Annotated in this window: 19 protein-coding genes; 8 read left to right on the forward strand and 11 right to left on the reverse strand. The window is 68.8% G+C overall.

Going from position 1 to position 14,384, the window contains the following annotated elements:
* The first annotated feature begins 25 nt into the window (after positions 1–25).
* Positions 26–1,552, forward strand: coding sequence for an AI-2E family transporter (locus tag ACGFW5_RS03665; protein WP_393832517.1), 1,527 nt, complete (start codon positions 26–28; stop codon positions 1,550–1,552).
* A 155-nt stretch (positions 1,553–1,707) separates the two neighbouring features.
* On the opposite strand, the gene ACGFW5_RS03670 is transcribed toward ACGFW5_RS03665, so the two are convergent.
* The 6 genes from ACGFW5_RS03670 to ACGFW5_RS03695 form a co-directional block, all read right to left on the reverse strand.
* Positions 1,708–2,241, reverse strand: coding sequence for an alkyl hydroperoxide reductase (locus ACGFW5_RS03670; RefSeq protein ID WP_393832518.1), 534 nt, complete (start codon positions 2,239–2,241; stop codon positions 1,708–1,710).
* A gap of 3 nt (positions 2,242–2,244) precedes the next feature.
* Positions 2,245–2,799 carry a peroxiredoxin gene (locus ACGFW5_RS03675; RefSeq protein WP_393832519.1) on the reverse strand — a complete coding sequence of 185 codons (555 nt, stop codon included), beginning with the start codon at positions 2,797–2,799 and terminating at the stop codon, positions 2,245–2,247.
* A gap of 512 nt (positions 2,800–3,311) precedes the next feature.
* The gene (locus ACGFW5_RS03680; protein WP_393832520.1) at positions 3,312–4,214 is read right to left on the reverse strand and encodes a JmjC domain-containing protein; all 903 of its coding nucleotides are present in this window, start codon (positions 4,212–4,214) and stop codon (positions 3,312–3,314) included.
* 12 nt (positions 4,215–4,226) lie between these two features.
* Positions 4,227–4,733 (reverse strand): hypothetical protein, encoded by a 507-nt coding sequence (locus ACGFW5_RS03685; RefSeq protein ID WP_393832521.1) that lies wholly within the window; start codon positions 4,731–4,733, stop codon positions 4,227–4,229.
* 78 nt (positions 4,734–4,811) lie between these two features.
* The gene (locus ACGFW5_RS03690) at positions 4,812–5,051 is read right to left on the reverse strand and encodes a DUF397 domain-containing protein (RefSeq protein ID WP_393832522.1); all 240 of its coding nucleotides are present in this window, start codon (positions 5,049–5,051) and stop codon (positions 4,812–4,814) included.
* A 228-nt stretch (positions 5,052–5,279) separates the two neighbouring features.
* Positions 5,280–5,516, reverse strand: a complete 237-nt coding sequence (locus ACGFW5_RS03695; protein WP_393832523.1) for a hypothetical protein — start codon at positions 5,514–5,516, stop codon at positions 5,280–5,282.
* 193 nt (positions 5,517–5,709) lie between these two features.
* Here ACGFW5_RS03695 and ACGFW5_RS03700 point away from each other — a divergent pair, with 193 nt between their 5' ends.
* From ACGFW5_RS03700 to ACGFW5_RS03715, 4 genes are read left to right on the forward strand one after another with little or no spacing between them, the layout of a single operon-like run.
* Positions 5,710–6,129 (forward strand): hypothetical protein, encoded by a 420-nt coding sequence (locus tag ACGFW5_RS03700; RefSeq protein ID WP_393832524.1) that lies wholly within the window; start codon positions 5,710–5,712, stop codon positions 6,127–6,129.
* Complete coding sequence (locus tag ACGFW5_RS03705; protein WP_393832525.1) at positions 6,089–6,610, forward strand: DUF6879 family protein; 522 nt, start codon at positions 6,089–6,091, stop codon at positions 6,608–6,610. Before ACGFW5_RS03700 ends, ACGFW5_RS03705 begins: the two co-directional genes overlap by 41 nt.
* Before the next feature lie 7 nt (positions 6,611–6,617).
* The gene (locus ACGFW5_RS03710) at positions 6,618–7,481 is read left to right on the forward strand and encodes a helix-turn-helix domain-containing protein (protein WP_393832526.1); all 864 of its coding nucleotides are present in this window, start codon (positions 6,618–6,620) and stop codon (positions 7,479–7,481) included.
* Positions 7,474–7,659 (forward strand): DUF397 domain-containing protein, encoded by a 186-nt coding sequence (locus tag ACGFW5_RS03715; protein ID WP_393832527.1) that lies wholly within the window; start codon positions 7,474–7,476, stop codon positions 7,657–7,659. The genes ACGFW5_RS03710 and ACGFW5_RS03715 overlap by 8 nt, the downstream gene beginning before the upstream one ends.
* A 341-nt stretch (positions 7,660–8,000) precedes the next feature.
* On the opposite strand, the gene ACGFW5_RS03720 is transcribed toward ACGFW5_RS03715, so the two are convergent.
* Positions 8,001–8,222, reverse strand: a complete 222-nt coding sequence (locus ACGFW5_RS03720; RefSeq protein WP_393832528.1) for a hypothetical protein — start codon at positions 8,220–8,222, stop codon at positions 8,001–8,003.
* On the reverse strand, positions 8,219–8,431 hold the full coding sequence (locus ACGFW5_RS03725; RefSeq protein WP_393832529.1) for a hypothetical protein: 213 nt from the start codon (positions 8,429–8,431) through the stop codon (positions 8,219–8,221). Before ACGFW5_RS03725 ends, ACGFW5_RS03720 begins: the two co-directional genes overlap by 4 nt.
* Before the next feature lie 144 nt (positions 8,432–8,575).
* Here ACGFW5_RS03725 and ACGFW5_RS03730 point away from each other — a divergent pair, with 144 nt between their 5' ends.
* The 3 genes from ACGFW5_RS03730 to ACGFW5_RS03740 all read left to right on the forward strand — a co-directional run bounded on the left by ACGFW5_RS03730 (position 8,576) and on the right by ACGFW5_RS03740 (position 10,693).
* Complete coding sequence (locus ACGFW5_RS03730) at positions 8,576–9,340, forward strand: Scr1 family TA system antitoxin-like transcriptional regulator (protein ID WP_393832530.1); 765 nt, start codon at positions 8,576–8,578, stop codon at positions 9,338–9,340.
* Positions 9,337–9,519: a DUF397 domain-containing protein gene (locus tag ACGFW5_RS03735; RefSeq protein WP_393832531.1), complete on the forward strand. Its 183-nt coding sequence runs from the start codon at positions 9,337–9,339 to the stop codon at positions 9,517–9,519. The genes ACGFW5_RS03730 and ACGFW5_RS03735 overlap by 4 nt, the downstream gene beginning before the upstream one ends.
* Positions 9,520–9,754: 235 nt before the next feature.
* The gene (locus tag ACGFW5_RS03740) at positions 9,755–10,693 is read left to right on the forward strand and encodes a LysR substrate-binding domain-containing protein (protein WP_393832532.1); all 939 of its coding nucleotides are present in this window, start codon (positions 9,755–9,757) and stop codon (positions 10,691–10,693) included.
* Between the two features lie 124 nt (positions 10,694–10,817).
* On the opposite strand, the gene ACGFW5_RS03745 is transcribed toward ACGFW5_RS03740, so the two are convergent.
* The 3 genes from ACGFW5_RS03745 to ACGFW5_RS03755 are packed head-to-tail and all read right to left on the reverse strand — an operon-like array spanning position 10,818 to position 14,358.
* Complete coding sequence (locus tag ACGFW5_RS03745; RefSeq protein WP_393832533.1) at positions 10,818–13,148, reverse strand: FtsX-like permease family protein; 2,331 nt, start codon at positions 13,146–13,148, stop codon at positions 10,818–10,820.
* Positions 13,145–13,837 (reverse strand): ABC transporter ATP-binding protein, encoded by a 693-nt coding sequence (locus ACGFW5_RS03750; RefSeq protein WP_393832534.1) that lies wholly within the window; start codon positions 13,835–13,837, stop codon positions 13,145–13,147. The genes ACGFW5_RS03745 and ACGFW5_RS03750 overlap by 4 nt, the downstream gene beginning before the upstream one ends.
* On the reverse strand, positions 13,834–14,358 hold the full coding sequence (locus ACGFW5_RS03755) for a PadR family transcriptional regulator (protein WP_393832535.1): 525 nt from the start codon (positions 14,356–14,358) through the stop codon (positions 13,834–13,836). Before ACGFW5_RS03755 ends, ACGFW5_RS03750 begins: the two co-directional genes overlap by 4 nt.
* Positions 14,359–14,384: the final 26 nt, after the last annotated feature.

The following is a 14,384-nucleotide window of genomic DNA, read 5'->3' on the forward strand; positions in this document are numbered from 1 at the left end:
CGGGGGACAAGGAAACGGCGGGATCATGTCGACAGTGCCCGGTTTGCTCGGACGGCTAGGCGCCGGACTGACCCGGATGGGAGAGCTCCTGGAGGAGCGCCGGGCCGAGGCAGAGGCCGAAGCCGAAGGCGCCACCCCGGCGGACGCCCCCGCGGCGGCGGCCCCTGTGGCGCAGGCCGCGACCGCGCCGGTCGCTCCGGTGGCCCCGGCGGCCGACGCCAAGTCGGCGGAGCCGACGGACGTTTCGCAGGAGCACGCCCCCGAGCACGCCCCCGAGCACGTACCGCCGCCGCCCCTGTACGCACCCGCCGTAGCCGCGCGGCCCGACCCGGTCGCCGCCGTGCCGTGGAGCATGCGGGTCGCCGCGGAGGTCGGCTGGCGGCTGCTCGTGCTGGCCGGAGCCATCTACGTACTGACGCAGATCATCAGCGCGGTCAGCCTGGTGGTCCTCGCGTTCGTGGCGGCCCTGCTGGTCACGGCGCTGCTCCAGCCGACCGTCGCCCGGCTGAAGCGGATGGGCCTGCCGCGCGGGCTCGCCACCGCGGTCACCGCGGTCTCCGGATTCGTCATCATGGGGCTCGTCGGCTGGTTCGTGGTCTGGCAGGTCATGGACAACCTCGACGACCTGTCGCACAAGGTGCAGGGCGGCATCGAGGAGCTGAAGAGCTGGGCCCTGAACAGCCCGTTCCATGTCACCGAGGACCAGATCAACCAGATCGCCAAGAACCTCAGCGACACCATCGGGTCCAACACCAACGAGATCACCTCCGCCGGGCTCCAGGGTGTGACCGTCGTCGTCGAGGTGCTGACCGGCATTCTGCTGGCGATGTTCTCGACGCTGTTCCTGCTGTACGACGGCCCGAAGATCTGGCAGTGGGTGCTCAAGCTGGTGCCGGAGGCCGCCCGGCCGGGCGTCGCGGGCGCGGGCCCCAAGGCCTGGCGCACGCTCACCGCCTATGTGCGCGGCACGGTGATAGTGGCCCTGATCGACGCGATCTGCATCGGCGTCGGCATCTACTTCCTGGGCGTGCCCATGGCGGTGCCGCTCGCCGTGTTCATCTTCCTCTTCGCCTTCATCCCGCTGGTGGGCGCGGTCGTCTCGGGCGCGCTCGCCGTCGTGGTCGCCCTCGTCACCGACGGCGTGTTCAACGCCCTGATGGTGCTGGTCGTCGTCCTCGCCGTGCAGCAGATCGAGGGCCACGTCCTTCAGCCCTTCATCCTGGGCCGGGCGGTGCGGGTGCACCCGCTCGCGGTGGTGCTCTCGGTGGCCGCCGGCGGCCTGGTGGCCGGCATCGGAGGGGCCGTCGTCGCGGTCCCGCTGGTCGCCGTCACCAACACCGTGGTCGGCTACCTGCGCCAGTACGCCCGCGACAACGCGGTGCACACCGCGACGCACCCGGAGGACGGGAGCACGCCGGCCGGTGGGGCGAGGCCCGCGGGGCCCGCCGACGGCCCGACCGGCGACGGCCCGTCAGGACAGGAATCGAAGGCCGGGACCGCACCCGCCGGGACCGCATCCGGTGCGGGCGGCGCGGGCGGCGAGCAGGAGTAGCGCCGCCCCACGGCCCACCAGGACGCGAAAGAGCCCCGCCGGTGTCGCACCGGCGGGGCTCTTCTGGCGTTCATGTCCGTACGCGGACTGCGCGGCGCGGGCCACGCGGACCGCACGGACCGCATGCACTGCGCGGACTACGCGGACTACGCGGACTACGCGGCGAGCGCGGCCTCGGAGTCCAGGGTGACGCCCACGGCCTGGACCACCGCGGCGATCTTGAAGGCCTCCTGGATCGTCGCGCGGTCGACACCGGCCTTGCGCAGCACCTGCTCGTGCGAGTCGAGGCACTGGCCGCAGCCGTTCACCGCGGAGACGGCGAGCGACCACAGCTCGAAGTCGACCTTCTCCACGCCCGGGTTGCCGATGACGTTCATCCGCAGACCGGCCCGCAGCGTGCCGTACTCCGGGTCGGAGAGCAGGTGGCGGGTGCGGTAGAAGACGTTGTTCATGGCCATGACCGCGGCGGCTGCCTTGGCCGCCGTGTACGCCTCGGGGGAGAGGTTGGCCTTGGCCTCGGGCTCCAGCTCACGCAGCACGATCGGGCTGCGCGAGGCGATGGCGGTGGCGAGCACCGTGCCCCACAGCTGCTGGGCCGGGAGCTCGGAGTTGCCGATGACCGAGCCGAGGTTGAGCTTCAGGTCCTTGGCGTAGTCCGGTACGGCGGACTTCAGCGCGTCGAGGGACATGGATTACTCACCGGCCAGCAGCGCGACCGGGTCAAGGGTGGTCTCGCCCTTGGTCCAGTTGCACGGGCACAGCTCGTCGGTCTGGAGCGCGTCGAGGACCCGCAGGACCTCCTTGGGGTTACGGCCCACGGAACCGGCGGTCACCATCGTGAACTGGATCTCGTTGTTCGGGTCGACGATGAAGACGGCGCGCTGCGCGAAGCCGTCCTCGCCCTCGATGCCGAGGTCACGCATGAGCTCGTGCTTGGAGTCGGCCAGCATCGGGAAGGGCAGGTCGGTCAGGTCCGGGTGGTCCTTGCGCCAGGCGTGGTGCACGAACTCGGAGTCACCGGAGAAGCCGAGGATCTGCGCGTCGCGGTCGGCGAACTCGTCGTTCAGCTTGCCGAACGCGGCGATCTCGGTGGGGCAGACGAAGGTGAAGTCCTTGGGCCACGCGAAGACCACGCGCCACTTGCCCTCGTAGGTCTTGTGGTCGATCTGCTGGAACTCCTGGCCGCTCTCCAGCGACACACAGGCAGTCAGGTCGTACGTGGGGAACTGGTCACCAACAGTGAGCACGCGCTCTCCTTGCGAAGCGAGGAAGTCCGAATCGAGCGGATTCGGGAACCTTCCTGTGGGGTTGGACGGATTACCGATCCTGGCACAGGAGGCATTGATCAGGGAAATAGCCAACCCTGCTCGCATTGATCGAACGGGCATATCACTCCTCTCTTCTCGTGCGCGCGAGGGTGACCGGAAAGATCAGTAAGGTCGGCGCTCAAGCCCAGGGCAGTTGGGCGGCCTATCGAAGTCCGCGGAGCGGTACGCAGGGGGTCCGGCCCCACCTGGAGACCTCCGAGGGGCACCCCTCTCCTTGTCAGCTGCGTCGGCCGCCGTCACCTCACTGGGCGGGACGACACGGGTGGCCGCAGCAGGGTCCGGGCCGGTGGACGACCCGGAGAAGGGGGGCGGCTGTGTCGCGGCAGACCTGCTCGCCCAGGGAGCGGCCGACATCCTGGCCGCGATCACGGGGCCACAGGATCCCGGGGGATCACCGGGATCACCAAGGCGCCTGCCCATCATTCATCCACTCAGGACGTGTACTCCGACTCCGTCAACGCGTCCTTGACGACGGTCGGTGCGAGCGCGGCCAGGTCGAGGCCCTGCACGTACGTCACCAGCGCCTCACGCGCTTTTCCGAGCTGCTGTATCAGCCCCTCCCCGCCCAGCTTGCGCGGGAGGACGATGTCCCGGAACTCCTCCTCGGCGATGGCACCGGCGAGCAGTTTCTCGGCCAGCCACAGGCGGGTGCGCTCACGGATCGCGAACGTCAGGTGGATGCTGTGCTCTTCAGTGTCGACGACGTGGGGGTTGTGGACCCATCCCCGCGGGAGCAAGAGGGACTGGCCGGCCTTCAGGTCGACCTCCACGTCCGGCCCGGCCGCCTCCCACGTCGGGATGAACTCGTCCTTCCACACGCGGAAGCTCTCGTTGTACTCGCGCATGGGGGCCGCGACCGGTGGTCGCCAGAGCTGCCACCGTTTCGTTCCCGCGATCTGGACGATCACCGCCATCTGCTGATCCCAGTGGTGGCGGAGTCCTTGTTCACCGGGCGGGGTCAGGAAGGCGTGGATGTAGTTCGAGTAGCCGGTCTCCGTCTGGATGGTTCCGGACATCCCGGCCAGGGCGGGGACCACTCGCTGAAGGTTGCCGAGGCGGATGGTGAAGCCGTGTTCGTACAGCCGGGCGAGCTTGGCGCGGTCCGTCCGGCCGTTCGTCATGTAGGCGTTCTGGCTCAGTGATGGGTTCGGCGCCTTGATGGCGGCGATCTCACTGGCCGGGACACATCCCGAGTAGAGGTAGCCGCGGATGGACTCCGCGGTGACCGACTCGTCGAGGGCCGACGTGGGGCGCTCGTACACGCGCGGAGTGTCCGGCCAGGAGGCCAGCAGTTCGGTGACACCTTCCTCGGGCAGTAAGAGGCGCAGCGACATGACGTCGACTCCTTACGCAGGCGGGAGCGGACAGGGGATCTCGGGGTGGAACCGGTTCGGGCAGCACACGATGGAGAACGAGATCAGCCGCTCGCACGGCAGGTAGTACACCCAGCTCACGTCGACACCGTGGGGCAGTACGTCGATGGCGTACTCCAGCTTGAGGTCGAGGCCGCAGTACGCCTGCTTGCCGTCCGCACGCACGAACGGGGGGTTCTCCTCGTACTGCTTGGTCAGCCACGCGAGGGCGATACCCACGTCAGCCCAGGTGCGATCGGCGGACACCTGATTCTTCTTCATGAGCCACCACCCGGTCATGGTGGGCGGCACGTTGCCCGACGCGAATTCGGCGGCGGCTTCCTTGTACCGGTCGAGGACGGCCTGCTGCTTCTTGTCCTCGGCGTCCAGGAGCGAGAGCGGGCCGTTGGGGTGAGGGGGGCGGCGGCCTCCCTCTTTCCCGTACACCGCCGACGGACCGATCCACGGCCCGTATCCATGCCAGTGCCCTGAGCAGCTCATTTGTGCCCTTCTGGAAGCGCGGGGCCGCCCCGCCGCAACAGGGCGGCCCGTCTTGTCCTGGATGGGGGAAGCGTCAGACTAGAGCGCCAGACCCCGCTTCTCGGCCCAGCCAACGACGAAGTCGTCGACCTCGGCTGCGGTGACGCGCATACTCCGGCCGACGCCCTCGGGCTTCGAGTCACGCAGCTCGAACGCCTCCACGGCACCGGGGATCGCCGCAACGTCGATGCACGACTCGTGCTCGCCGCCGAGGTTGCCGCCGCAGAAGTTCTCGAACGCGCTGTCGTCGACAGCGGGGAGGGTGTAGAGGTTCTGCACGGAATGGTCCTCCTTGCGCATGTGCTGTGCGGAGAGTCGTTCTCCGCGCCGCCTTGCACCCACCTCGGCCCGACCCGTCCTTCTTCGGGGTACGGGCCGGCCGGCGTGGGATTTGGGTTCCGCTCCCGAGGGGTGCCGCAGGGGAGGAGTCGGCGTACAGCACCTCAGGGACGGAAGATCATCGGATGAGCGCCCAACAGACACCGCAGACCGCCGCCGAGGCGCCGGTCATGCGGCCCTGGAAGTTCCACCGGCGCCGGCCGAGCGGTCGTCGTCCGTGCCCAACCCGTCGGAGAGGAGCAAGTTCATGTGCCCGATCAAGGCCCTGGTCTTGCCGTCAATGTCGTCGCGGGTCGACGTGCTCAGCCCCATGTTGAGGGTGGCGTCGACGCTGTCTCTGATCAATTCCTCATCTATGGGCAAGTCATCGACCGGCGTCCCCGGTCTCTTGATCACGTTGGGCACCACGCATCTCCCCTCGGGATGGCACGGTTTGCGGACCTCGGCTGCTCGGTACGGAATGACCGTAGAGCGGTCCGTAATCACCCCCCAAGGAGATTGCGCGAGTTTGCAGCAAGTCGATTGACGGCGTCGAACGCGTCCTCGACCATCGAGGCGCCGCGCAATCTCACGCAAGGCAGACGACAGGAGAACGACCATGAAACTACGGTTCCTTGGTAAGGACTCCAAAGTGGGCGACTGCCCTACCCTCTACGCCACCGACCGTGACACTTACCTCGTTCAGGGATGGAAGATCATCTCTGATGACCCGCGAGTGAGTCTCGACATCCCGGAGGGCAAGACGGCTGTCGAGGTCCCCGCCGAGCTGTTCAAGCACCTGGAGAAGGATGGCCTTTCCCCTGGCGAGTTCAAGCGCCTTGAGGACCCTCTCATGGTCATCACACCGGGAGGCACGTACGTTGTGCAGGGCCGGGAGGTGACTGATCCCGAGGCTCTGTCCCAGATGTCGATTCCGGATTACGAGACCGTGGTCGAGGTCCCCAAGGCCGCGATCGCAGTCCTCCTGGAGGAACCACGTGGAGCTGATCTCCAGCGCCGAGCGCAACCGTCTCATTGAGGCTGCCGCGCACGATGCCTTCCATCTGGAGCTGAGGGACGACTACTCAGTGCCACTGGAGGACGGGCCGTACGAGAAGTGGCTCAAGGGAGCAGTCGACAACGCGTTCATGGACTCGTGGCTGTCGATGGTTCGAGGGCTCACCCAGCAGGGCAAGAGTGTGCGGCGGGTCCGCGTCGTGACTGAGCCGCACACGCCGTACATCCGCTGGGAGCATGAGGGAACTCCGCTCAACGAGGAGGCCGGCGAGCAGATCCGATGGCTGCCGCGCCACAAGGTGCCCGAGGGGCTGGTCTTTCCGGTCGGAGGCAACGACTGGTGGCTCTTCGACGACAAGCTCCTGGCAGTCGGGCACTTCGACGAGAACGGAAGGGTCCTCGGCTCCGAAGTGATCGAGGATCCCGAGACGGTCGCCGAATGCGTCCGTGTCCGGGATCTCCTCTGGGGCTCAGCAGTCCAGCACTCCGAGTACAAGCCCTGACCGAGCGGTGAACAACCAGGCGCAGGAGACTCGCGAGGCGTTGGGCGCCCGGCTGCGTGGATTCCGCAAGGACGCGGGGTTCACCAGCGGCCGGGCCTTCGCTGCTGTCACCGGTTGGCAGGAGTCAAAGGTCTCCCGCATCGAGAACGGCAAGCAGAACGCGAGCGAGGACGACATCCGGGTCTGGTGTGAGAAGACCGGCCGCTCGGCCGAGATCTCAGACCTGGTCGCCACCGTCCGGCACATGGACGAGTTGTGGATGGAGTGGCGCCGGCAGCTCCACGAGGGGACTGAGAACCGCCAGAAGAAGTCCCTGCCGCTCTACCAGAAGACCAAGGTGTTCAGGATCTGGGACCCTTCCACGATCTGGGGCACCATCCAGACCTCGGACTACGCGGAGGTCATCTTCGAACAGGTGTCGACCTTCTATGAGTCACCTGCCGATACGGAAGCTGCCGTGGCCAAGCGCCTCGAACGACAGTCGTGTCTTTACAAGGGCGACCGGATCTTCAACGTGCTCCTCGGTGAGCAGGCCCTCTACTCGAACCATGGCGGGTCGGGGGTCATGAGGGCTCAGCTTGACCGACTGATAGCCGTGATGGCGCTGCCTCGACTCAGCCTGGGCATCGTCCCCCGGTCCGCCCCCCTTGACCTATGGATCGGGCATGCCTTCTCGATGTTCGACGACAAGCTCGTGATGGTGGAGACCTACTCCGCGGAGATGTCAGTGACGCAGCCAAGGGAAGTCGAGCAATATCGGAAGGCATTCGAGTTCCACCGGCAGTCTGCCGTCTACGGGCAGGCCGCAAGGGAACTGATCCTGAAGGCGGTCCAGCATTTTGAGCGCATGGGAAGGGGAAATCGTGAATGAAGAGCTGAATTGGCGTACGAGCAGCCATACGAAGTCGGATACGTGCGTCGAAGTCGCCGACAACGACCCCGCCAAGGTCCGCATCCGCGATACGAAGGACCGGGGCCTTCCAGGGGTCGAGGCCGGCCCTAAGGCCTGGGCGGCGTTCATCGACTATGTCCGGCGCCCCGCGTTCTGATGAAGCGGAGCCACCGGGGAATCCGCCTTCTCCTGCGCCTGCCAGGGAGGGCTGGGGCACGCCGGTCCGTGTGTCTCTGGAAGGCACTTCCCTGAACGTCCCCCCTGCCGGGTCCGATTGATTGCCGCAGGGGGCTGATCCGGAACCGGCAGGGGCGGAAGCCTGGATGGGTTGCAACAAGTCCCCGGCCGCTCAGGCACGTTCAGCCGGATCTCGTCACTGGTACCGCCCCTCCCGGACCCTGGGTTCGTCCCGAGTGGCCTATGTGGTGCAGAACCAGGCCACCACGGAGCCGATGAGGACTCCGAGTGCGCCCAGCGCCAGGAGCGTGCCGGCCAGTTTCACGTCGGGAGCCGACCGTACTCGCCGGTGATGACGCGGACGGCGTTCGCGGGGCCGAGGGAGGCCTGCTCGGCGATGCTTGCCGGACGGCACTGGTGCTTCTCCTGCTCCCAGTGAAAGGGGCCGCTGGCAAGAGTGACCTTGGTGCCCTCCACCGCGATGACCTCCCCGACTCGCAGCGTCTGGGCGTCGGTCAGGGCGTCGCCGACCTGAATGATCACGACTTCCTCGCGGCCCTGAAGATGCCCGAGGCGAGACGCGCGGTGTGGGGCCCGAACCGCCACATGTACGTGTCGCCCTCGCGGTGCACGGTGGACGCGCAGAGCCCCGCGTCCTGGATGGCCGCGACGAGGCGCTTGTACAGAACGGCGTGCTCGTCCTCGGTGAGGCGGGCCGGCGGCTCGGCGGTGAGGTCGGGGGAGGGGTGCATCAGTGGGGCTCCCTTGTGTGGAGGGTTCTGCTTCCGGGTCCCACCATCGCTCTGTAGCCGTACGATCACTAGCAGTTGAGTATTCCTGTCGTGATCGGACTACCGCATATGCCCAACACGAGCCGCCTGGACCCCGGCGGCAGCATGGCTCAGTACATCGGGGACATGATCAGGAGGCACCGGGAAGCCATGGGGCCGGAGTGGACGCAAGACCTGTTGGCTGAGCGTCTGTTCGTGAGCCAGAGCTATGTGTCCAAGCTGGAACGGGGTATCGCGTTCCTCGACCGCTCCTTGGCCGACCGGGTCGAACACGTCTTGGGGATCCCGGCCGGCTCGCTCGTGAACCTGGTTCGCGTTCGGGAGAAGACGACCGTCAGCGACTATGCGGCCCCCTTCATCGACCGCCAGGAAGAGGCGGTCATGTTTTCGTGCGTGTCGCTCCTGGTGCCCGGGCTTCTCCAGACCGAGGACTACGCGAGAGAGCTTCTGCTGGCCGGACAGGCAGGAGACCCCCGCGACATCGACTCGTTCGTTCATCAACGCATGGAACGGCAGTCCGTCTGGAGCCGCCCCGATCCCCCGTGGTTCAACGCGGTCCTTGACGAATCGGCGCTCTACCGGGCGACGGCGACCCAGATACAGCGGTTGTTGGACGCGCAGGCGCAACCGAACATCACCATCCAGATCCTCCCCTTCGGTGACGGGCACATCAGCGGAACGACCTACACCTTGACGCTTCCCAGCGGGGCGAGAGCGGCATATACGGAGGGCTTCCACACGGGCCAATACACGGAGGAAGTGGCCGAAGTCCTCCGGTACCAGCGGGTCTATGATCGGTTCGCGTCCCGAGCGCTAGCGGCCGACGCGTCCACAGGCATGATCACTGAGGCACTGAAGAGGTACACGTGAGTGAGACTCTGAGCTGGCACAAGTCCACCTACAGTGGCGGCGGCGGTGGTAACGACTGCGTCGAGTGCGTGACCGACGAGCCCATGGTCTACGTCCGGGACACCAAGGACCACGGCCGGGGCGTCATCACGGTCGATCCCGGCGCATGGGCGAAGTTCGCCGCGCACGTCGCCCGCTGACGCGAACTCGATCTTCGGGGCCTCCTCCTGTCGGAGGGGGCCCTTCGTGATGGCCGGGCCTCGGGTCGGTCGTCGGACCACCCCTCACGCCGGTCGTCGCCGCGTGCCGAGACGATCGGCGGGGCCCATGGCCAGGAGGCGCCCCTGGCCAGGACGCATTGATCAGGGGAATGGCTAGACTGGGTCGGTGTGATCGGGGGTGCCTATCAGTGGGTGGGAGCAAGAGGGGCACGTCATGAGCAACAGGGCCAAGCAGCCGAGCCTGGCGCAGCTGCGCGCGTTCGCGGCCGTCGCGGAGCATCTGCACTTCCGTGACGCGGCCGCCGCCATCGGCATGAGCCAGCCCGCGCTGTCCGGGGCGGTCTCGGCGCTCGAAGACGCGCTGGGGGTGCAGCTTCTGGAGCGTACGACCCGCAAGGTGCTGCTCTCGCCCGCCGGTGAACGGCTCGCGGTGCGGGCCAAGGCGGTGCTCGACGCGGTCGGTGAGCTGATGGAGGAGGCCGAGGCGGTACGGGCGCCCTTCACCGGGGTGCTCAGGCTCGGCGTGATCCCGACCGTGGCGCCCTACCTGCTGCCCGCCGTACTGCGGCTCGTCCATGAGCGTTATCCCGAGCTCGACCTCCAGGTGCACGAGGAGCAGACCACGTCGCTGCTCGAAGGGCTCACCGCCGGACGGCTCGACCTGCTGCTGCTCGCGGTGCCGCTCGGGGTGCCCGGTATCAGTGAACTCCCGCTGTTCGACGAGGACTTCGTGCTCGTCACGCCGCAGGACCACTGGCTCGGCGGGCGCGACGAGATCCCCCGTGAGGCGCTGCGCGAGCTGCATCTGCTGCTCCTGGACGAGGGGCACTGCCTGCGTGACCAGGCGCTCGACATCTGCCGGGAGGCCGGGCGCACGGAGGGGGCGCCGGTGACGACGACCGCGGCCGGCCTGTCCACCCTGGTGCAGCTGGTGGCCGGCGGGCTCGGGGTGACGCTGTTGCCCCGTACCGCCGTCGAGATCGAGACCGGCCGCAACGACCGCCTGATCACCGGGTACTTCGCCGAGCCCGCCCCCTCGCGCACGATCGCCCTGGCGATGCGGACGGGTGCCGCGCGCCAGGGCGAGTTCGAGGAGTTCGCGGCGGCCCTGCGGGGGGCGCTGCGCGGCCTTCCGGTACGGGTGGCCAAGTGACCCGGCGCCCTCCCGTCGCGCAGTTCCGCCCCTGAACCCGTTTGCGTCTGCCGGCCGTGCGGGGCTGGTCGCGCAGTTCCCCGCGCCCCTCAACTGCCCGGGGCGGAGCCCCAGGGTTGTGGGGTCACTCCGTGCGCAGGCCTTCCGGACGCATCAGGCGCCACAGCGGGGGCAGCGACAGGACCGTGATCAGGAGGATCACCCCGGCGCCGATGCCCACCATCGACACCACGGGCACCCAGTCGACCGACACGCTCCGGCCCACCATCCTCAGCAGGACCGAGCCGAGTCCGAGGCCCACCGCCGCCGCGAGGGCGAGACCGAGCGCCACCGGCACGGCGGTCTGCCACAGGATCGACCAGCTCAAAGTGGTGCGCCTGGTGCCGAACGCGACCAGGGCGGACAGCAGCTTCTTGCGCTCGCGCAACTGCTCCAGCATCGACACGAGCAGGCTCGCGCCGATCAGCAGCAGCACCGCCGCGGCCCCGATGTAGAGGCCCTTGCGGACGCCCGCGAACCGGAACGACGTCTGGACGTCCTTCAGGGAGCGCGCCGGGGTGAGCGGGTCGGCCTTGGCGGCCAGGTTCAGCACCCGCTCCGTGGCGGAGCTGTCGCCGTGAGCCGTCGAGACGAACACCGTGTAGTGGACCGGGAGGCCCGCGTCGTGCGGCAGCGCGCTCGGGGTGATCAGGAGGCCGGGACGGCGCTGGCCCAGCGGATCGGGCCGGGCCGTCGCCTTGCGCGTACCGGCCGGGACGGTCCAGCGGACCTCGGCGCCCCTGGTGGTGGAGCCGCCGTTGGTGGGGTCGAGGTAGAGCGTGGCGCCCGGAGTCAGGGCGCGCTCGGGCTCCCAGTCGCCGCCGGTCGCGACGAAGGCGTCGCCGTCCTTGCACGCCGGCAGGACGGCGGCCTGGCTCAGGTCCTCGCAGGTGCCGATCGTGACCGGGGTGAAATGCTCCGGCTCCTTGGCCTTCTCGCCGGCTTCCAGCGAGCCGAGGGCCACCGTGCCGGTCACCCCTGCGGTGTCTTTGATCGCACTGATCCGGCGGAACTGCGCGTCGGGCGAGGGGTCGGTGAGCGGAACCATCAGCTGGGCCCGGCTGGTGTCCTCGCCGCTCGACCGTACGTAGTCCCCCTCGATGGCCCCGAACAGCATCTGCAACGCGATCGCGCCGGCCACCGCGACCGCGATGCCGTTCACCATGCGGGCCGCCGAACCGGACGTCAACTGGAGTCGGCGTACGGCCAGTTGCCAGCCCACCGAGCCGCCGCCGAGCCTGCGCACGACCGCCTCCACCAGCCAGGGCAGCAGGGCGGTCACGCCGATGAGCAGCAGGACGGTGCCGCTGATCACCTGGATCTGGTTGAAGGTCCCGCGGTCGCGGCCGTGGCCCATCATCGGGGCGAGCAGGCCGAGGCCGGCCAGCGGCGGCAGCACCCGCCACCACATGCGCCGTCTGCGGGGCACCGAGGTGCGGACGACGCCCAGCGGTTCGACCACCACCGAGCGCATCGCGATCAGGGTCACCGCGACCGCGGAGGCGGGCACCGCGAGCGCCACGCCCACCGCGAGCAGCGGGCTCGGGTCGACGTCCGCCGGGAAGACGTCGAGACCGGCGATCGAGATGGCGCCCACGTACTGGCGGCCGATCACGAAGAACAAGGTGCCCATCACGAGCCCGACCACGGACCCGGCCAGCGCCTCGCCGGCCGCGATCCACCGGGTCATGCGGCGGTCGGCGCCCGCCAGGCGCAGCGCCGCAAGCCGCCGGTCGCGCCGGTCGCCGCCGAAGCGTACGGCGGCCGCGATGAACACGCCGACGGGCATGAGCAGCACCACGAAGATGATGACGATGAGCAGCGCGAGGATCGGGTCGATCTTCTCCTGCGGCGACGTGTGCACGAAGGCGTTGACGCGCAGCACCTCGACCGCGTCGTTGACGTCCTTGCGCTGCTTGAGGCCGTCACTGCCCGCGTAGTAGGCGAGTTCGTGCGGGCCCAGCAGGCCCTGGTCGGCGATCGTCGAGGTGATCCGGTACGGAAGGCGGTCGCGCAGCAGCTTTCCCCCGGGCGAGGCGAGCAGATCGCGCAGGGCGGGCGACACCACCATGGTGCCGGGCGCCGGAAGAGCCGACATGCCCGGCGGGACCGGCGCCTTGGGGCCCTCCGGCTGCACCAGACGGCCCCGCACGCTGTCACCTTGGTACTGGGTGTCCGCGCGTCCGAGCAGCAGGGTGTCCTGCGCGGGACCGCTGTTGACCGAGGCCCCGTAGTCGCTGCGGGCGTCGTCGCGGGCGTTGCGCGCGCTCAGGGCGCCCGGCAGCGCGGTGGTGCCGAGCAGCAGGGCGACGCCGAGGCCCACGCCGACCGCGGTCAGCAGGGTGCGGATCCAGCCCTCGCGGCCCCCGGCGAGGGCGAACCTGGCGCCGAGTGCGAGGTCGCGGCGCAGGCTCATACGGAGTGCTCCAGCATCATGTCGCGGGACTTTCCGTCGCGTACGACGATCTCGCGGTCCGAGTAGGCCGCGACCCGGGCCTCGTGGGTGACCAGGACGACGGCCGCGTTGGTGGAACGGGCCGCGTCGGTCAGGAGCTGCATCACGCGCTCGCCGTTGAGTGAGTCGAGCGCGCCGGTCGGCTCGTCGGCGAAGACGACACGGGGCTGGGTCACGAGCGAGCGGGCCACCGCCACCCGCTGGCCCTGACCGCCCGAGACCTCGCCGGGCCGCTTGTGCCCGAGGTCGGCGACCTCAAGGCGCTCCATCCACTCCAGCGACCTGCGCTCGGCCTCCTTGCGCTTGACGCCGGTCAGGCGCAGCGGGAGCGCCACGTTCTCCACACAGGTCAACTCCGGTACCAGCTGGCCGAACTGGAACACGAAGCCGAACTCGGTGCGGCGCAGCGCGCTGCGTTCGGCGTCCGACATCGCGGACAGCTCACGGCCGTCGTACATGATCGTGCCCGAGTCCGGGGTGACGATCCCGGCCAGGCAGTGCAGCAGCGTCGACTTTCCGGAGCCGGAGGGCCCCATCACCGCGACGACCTCGCCCGGGTGGATGGAGAACCCGGCGCCGTCGAGAGCCGGTGTCGGTCCGTAGGCCTTGTGCAGGTCCTGGGCGACCAGAAGGGATCCGGCGGGCGTCATGCGCGTACCTCCGAGGCGAGCTGGGTGAGGCGGGCGGCGGTCAGTTCGAGCCACCGCAGATCGGCCTCCAGGTGGAACAGGGCGTGGTCGCAGATCAGCTGGTCGGTCAGGTCGCCGCGCCGCTTGCGGTCGGTGAGCACGCGCATCAGGCGCAGGTGCTCGGCGCGCTGGGTGTCCAGGACGTCGCCGGCGTCGCGGCCGGTCAGCAGGGCGAGGACGACCTTGGTGTAGAGGGTCGACTGGAGGTAGGGCTCGGGCTTCTCCGGCTGCCTGATCCATGTCTCGACGTCGGTGACGCCGGCTTCGGTGATGGCGTACCGCTTGCGCTCGGGACCGCCGCCCGCCTCCACGCCGTCGACCTCGACGAGGCCGTTCTTCAGGAGCCGGGACATCGTCGAGTAGACCTGCCCGTAGTGCAGCGGACGGTCGTGCCCGAACTTCTCGTCGAAGGCGCGTTTCAGGTCGTACCCGTGGCGGGGGCCCGACTCAAGGAGCCCGAGGAGGGTGTGGCCGATGGACATGGGATGTTCCTCTCTTCTCAACTGCC

Source organism: Streptomyces sp. NPDC048416 (genome assembly GCF_043200435.1).
Taxonomy (GTDB): Bacteria; Actinomycetota; Actinomycetes; order Streptomycetales; family Streptomycetaceae; genus Streptomyces.

Bases quoted from the DNA above. Each gene is read 5' to 3' on its own strand.
- ACGFW5_RS03665 (WP_393832517.1), top strand. From the start codon at position 26: ATGTCGACAGTGCCCGGTTTGCTCGGACGGCTAGGCGCCGGACTGACC.
- ACGFW5_RS03670 (WP_393832518.1), bottom strand. From the start codon at position 2,241: ATGTCCCTCGACGCGCTGAAGTCCGCCGTACCGGACTACGCCAAGGAC.
- ACGFW5_RS03680 (WP_393832520.1), bottom strand. From the start codon at position 4,214: ATGTCGCTGCGCCTCTTACTGCCCGAGGAAGGTGTCACCGAACTGCTG.
- ACGFW5_RS03685 (WP_393832521.1), bottom strand. From the start codon at position 4,733: ATGAGCTGCTCAGGGCACTGGCATGGATACGGGCCGTGGATCGGTCCG.
- ACGFW5_RS03700 (WP_393832524.1), top strand. From the start codon at position 5,710: ATGAAACTACGGTTCCTTGGTAAGGACTCCAAAGTGGGCGACTGCCCT.
- ACGFW5_RS03725 (WP_393832529.1), bottom strand. From the start codon at position 8,431: ATGCACCCCTCCCCCGACCTCACCGCCGAGCCGCCGGCCCGCCTCACC.
- ACGFW5_RS03730 (WP_393832530.1), top strand. From the start codon at position 8,576: ATGGCTCAGTACATCGGGGACATGATCAGGAGGCACCGGGAAGCCATG.
- ACGFW5_RS03740 (WP_393832532.1), top strand. From the start codon at position 9,755: ATGAGCAACAGGGCCAAGCAGCCGAGCCTGGCGCAGCTGCGCGCGTTC.
- ACGFW5_RS03745 (WP_393832533.1), bottom strand. From the start codon at position 13,148: ATGAGCCTGCGCCGCGACCTCGCACTCGGCGCCAGGTTCGCCCTCGCC.
- ACGFW5_RS03750 (WP_393832534.1), bottom strand. From the start codon at position 13,837: ATGACGCCCGCCGGATCCCTTCTGGTCGCCCAGGACCTGCACAAGGCC.
- ACGFW5_RS03755 (WP_393832535.1), bottom strand. From the start codon at position 14,358: ATGTCCATCGGCCACACCCTCCTCGGGCTCCTTGAGTCGGGCCCCCGC.